The sequence below is a fragment of the Vibrio sp. genome (assembly GCF_038138445.1).
GTDB lineage: Bacteria > Pseudomonadota > Gammaproteobacteria > Enterobacterales > Vibrionaceae > Vibrio.
Genome location: NZ_JAYQDQ010000162.1, coordinates 1 through 3771 on the forward strand (window position 1 = coordinate 1; position 3771 = coordinate 3771).

Sequence of the window (3771 nt, forward strand, 5' to 3'; positions counted from 1 at the left end):
CATCTACCTTAACTTGATGATTTTTATCTAAATTATCAGGGGATTCCTCAGTGCTGAGTCAGCTCGAAACCACCCCGCCTATCGAATACTTCTACGCCTACTGTACTTTCAATCTTTTTTATTTGCTGAGATACCGCAGGTTGAGTCATAAATAATGCCTCGGCAGCAGCTGTCACACTACGATATTTTGCCACTTTAATCAGTGTCAATAGATACTTTGAGTCAATAAAGCATTTCGATTTGTTCATAGGACAAGTTCATCCAACTATAAATAAAAGTTTAAAACACCTACTCAAAGTGAGAGTAAGTAACGAAGGAAGGTTGATGAATAGAACTGGCATCGACTTAGATTAGACAGTGTAGCCAATAACTCCAAATAAACAATAACTTAGAATATATGGCCCATTAAATAAAAGTCATAAACATATATGTTAATTTAATTACATTTCATGCATAAGTTATTGATAATAAAGAAATTAAAGTCAAACCATAAAAACATTAAGACTAGTAATTTAGTTGATTGATGACATCAAAATTGACATAAATATAAGAAAATAAATATAAAATTTGCACGAAAAAAGGGTACTAACAATTTAGGAAAAACACCAATGTTTAGTAAATGTCATAATCAAGATCCAGAGGTGTTAACATCACTAACCTTAACAACGACGAACCGTTACATGAAAATCAAACCTGTTTTTAAATCTCCAAATCACAACACTGGCTAAATACCTATCATGAGTATGAAAGTCTTTGAATAAACTCTATAGAATATTGGTTGAAAACTTCAGATCGTTCAATATTGCATACATGGCCACAATTTGGGATTTCAAATAAAATACTTCTATCGTGGACAGCAACCATCTCTTTGACGGGTGGAAGAAACATATAATCCAATTCTCCCATCAAGTATAGAGTCGGAATGGGTAACTCTTTATCTTTAAAGTAACGCATAAGAGGATTCACATCCGTCGTTAAAATAAACCAACGTTTAAACTCTTTCTGACACAGCTTTTTTGCTTCTCGAATAAACAAATGACGAGATTCTTTCTGCGCCTTTTGAGGCATAACAATATAGGCGAATAGACTATACAACCATATGTATGGAACTATGTGTTTAAATAAGTTACCCATTTTTGCTAGTATCTGAGAACGAGTATTAAGTCTGGTGACAGCACCACCTAAAACCATAGACTTAACTCTATCTGCTGACATTTCAGCTAAATTTCTTACTATGATGGTCCCGAGTGACATACCGACAAAATGCGCCGATCCTATTTTTAGATGATCTAAAACTTTGAGTATATCTGCAGTCACTGATTTAAACGTATAGCGGCTTGAGATAAGATCTTTGATAAACGGGCGAGACTGACCATGTCCACGTAAATCGACCAGTAGCAAATTAAAGTGTTGCCGATAAGCTTTGATTTGCTTGAACCAGATAGAGGAGCTTCCTCCAGCTCCATGAACAAAAACAACCCATTCATCACTTGTCGGATGTAAGTAGGTCTTATGAAAAAGTAGTTCTTGAGTCATAGCTCAGATTAAATCCGGTTAGAAATTCAACTCCGTGCAATATATCACAAATTAAGACATTCATAACTCCTAAAAGCTCATCTAGCACATCCAGAGATAGAGCCGAGCGCACAGCTTAGTTAGAAGATTTATCATACATACTTTTATATAAGCTCAAATATTGATCCGCAGCAATGCTCCAACTAAAATTTTGCTTCATCGCATTAAGCTGAACGCGTCTAAACTCTTCCCGCTGTTGCTCATAGAGCAATAAAGAGTGTTGCAGTGTTAGCAACAAATCACGCGGTGTAGGCTCATGGAACACAAAACCTGTCGCCAGATCAGGGTCACTAGCATAGTCAATGACAGTGTCTTTAAGACCACCTACTCCACGAACAATAGGCAAGGTACCATATGACATGCTGTAGACTTGATTTAACCCACAGGGCTCAAATTCCGACGGCATAACAAAGACATCCGCACCAGCTTCAATAAGGTGTGCAAGCTCATTACTATAAGCCTCGATAAACTTAAATCGCTCACTATTACAAGCTTCCATTTGAGTAAGCTTTTGAGCTAAGTCTGGGTCACCTGTCCCGACTATCACAAATTGTACGTTGTAACTCAAAAACCGCTCTAGTATTGGCAGTAAATACTGGATTCCCTTCTGGTTTGTTAGTCGGCAAACCATTCCATAAACTGCAACATCTTTAAGTTCAAAACCTAGCTTTGCTTGCAATACACGTTTACATGCTTGCTTTCCATTCGTCATACTGTCATGACTAGCTTGGTAACTGACCGGCAGGTAAGGATCCTTAGCAGGGCTCCAAACAGAGTAATCACATCCATTCAAAATACCGACCAAATCATCCTGACGTGACTTAAACTCCTGTGCCATACCGTGACTACCCAATTCAGTCTTAAGCTCTTCTGCATAAGTTGGACTCACTGCATTTATTTTGTCAGCTGTCATAACACCAGCTTTGAGCATAGTCACGTGGGTTGGGCTTACTGCGGCATCGGGTGCATACCTTGTCTGCATTTCTGGCAAACAAAGTAGATCGTCATAGCTGAAAACTCCCTTAAATACAGCATTATGTATTGTTATGACACTCTTCATTTCAGTATAAAACTTGCTTTCTCTATAACGATACTTTAGAAGATATGGCACAAGCCCAGTGTGCCAATCGTTCGCATGAACAATATCTGGCTGAAAATCGAGCTTAGGTAACATATCGAGACAGGCCGCACTAAAAAATGCAAAACGCTCACCATTGTCACTGTAGGCTTGATTACTAACTGCGTACATTTCGGGTCGATTGAAATACCTTGGGCAATCAATAGCATACACATCTACAGTTAATTGTTTTAATTTCAAAACTCTGTATTCAGTGCGTGGCCAATGCTCGAGTTGAGTGTCCAATATGACTTGTGCTTGCTCAAGTTGAGATATTTGCTGATAGGCTGGTAAAGCAATTCGAACATCTTGATCTAGAGCGACTAAGGCTTCAGGTAAAGCCTTTGCCACATCTGCCAATCCACCGCTTTTTATTAAACCTTCTACTTCTGATGCAACATACAGAATCGATAAATTCTTAGTACCCAACTCGCGCTCCTTTCGGAATAACAACAATACCATCATCGGAGACATGGAATCGTTTCTTGTCTTGTTCTAGGTCTACGCCGATTCGAGTTTCAGGCGCAATATCCACATTTTTATCTATGATGACTCGACGAAGCACACACCCTTCACCAATCTTGACATCTCCCATCAAAATACTTTCGCTGATATCACAGGCCGAAGCTATATTACTCCGAAACCCTAATACAGATTTCTCTATTCGAGAACATCTTACATAGCTCCCATTGCACACTAAACTGTCTATGATCTGCACTCGTCTATTGTCAGAGTCACTGAAAGTAGCAGGCGGTAAAGCGGGATAAAACGTATGCAGTGGCCAGCTACGATTATAGAGAGAAAACGGCGCATCTTTCTTCAGCAAGTCCATGTGTGCCTGCCAGTACGAGTCAATCGTACCAACATCTCGCCAATAAACCGTTTCTTTTTCACCAGGAACTCTATTTTGGCTGAAGTCATAGACGAAGACATCTCCGCGCGGGAACATTTTAGGGATGATATCTTTGCCAAAATCATGGGAAGAGTCTGGATTATCAGCGTCTTCGATCAATTCAGCGAAAAGGGGCTGAGCTTCAAATATATAATTACCCATGGAAACAAGCGCATGCTCTGGATCC

Annotated in this window: 3 protein-coding genes and 1 pseudogene; all 4 read right to left on the reverse strand. The window is 39.2% G+C overall.

The window, feature by feature from the left end; genetic code table 11:
* Positions 1 to 50: 50 nt before the first annotated feature.
* Positions 51 to 248 (reverse strand): annotated as a pseudogene (locus AAFM34_RS20550) (LysR family transcriptional regulator); the annotation flags it as partial.
* A gap of 487 nt (positions 249 to 735) precedes the next feature.
* The gene (locus AAFM34_RS20555; RefSeq protein ID WP_341666075.1) at positions 736 to 1536 is read right to left on the reverse strand and encodes an alpha/beta hydrolase; all 801 of its coding nucleotides are present in this window, start codon (positions 1534 to 1536) and stop codon (positions 736 to 738) included.
* Positions 1537 to 1651: 115 nt separating this feature from the next.
* A complete protein-coding gene (gene glgA, locus AAFM34_RS20560) occupies positions 1652 to 3121 on the reverse strand; it encodes a glycogen synthase GlgA (protein ID WP_341666077.1) in 1470 nt (489 codons plus the stop codon).
* Positions 3111 to 3771, reverse strand: a 661-nt coding sequence (locus AAFM34_RS20565) for a sugar phosphate nucleotidyltransferase (RefSeq protein ID WP_341666079.1), incomplete at its 5' end; no start/stop codon positions are given. The genes AAFM34_RS20565 and glgA, both read right to left, overlap by 11 nt.

Coding starts and splice junctions, on each gene's coding strand:
- AAFM34_RS20555 (WP_341666075.1), bottom strand. CDS start 1,536: ATGACTCAAGAACTACTTTTTCATAAGACCTACTTACATCCGACAAGT.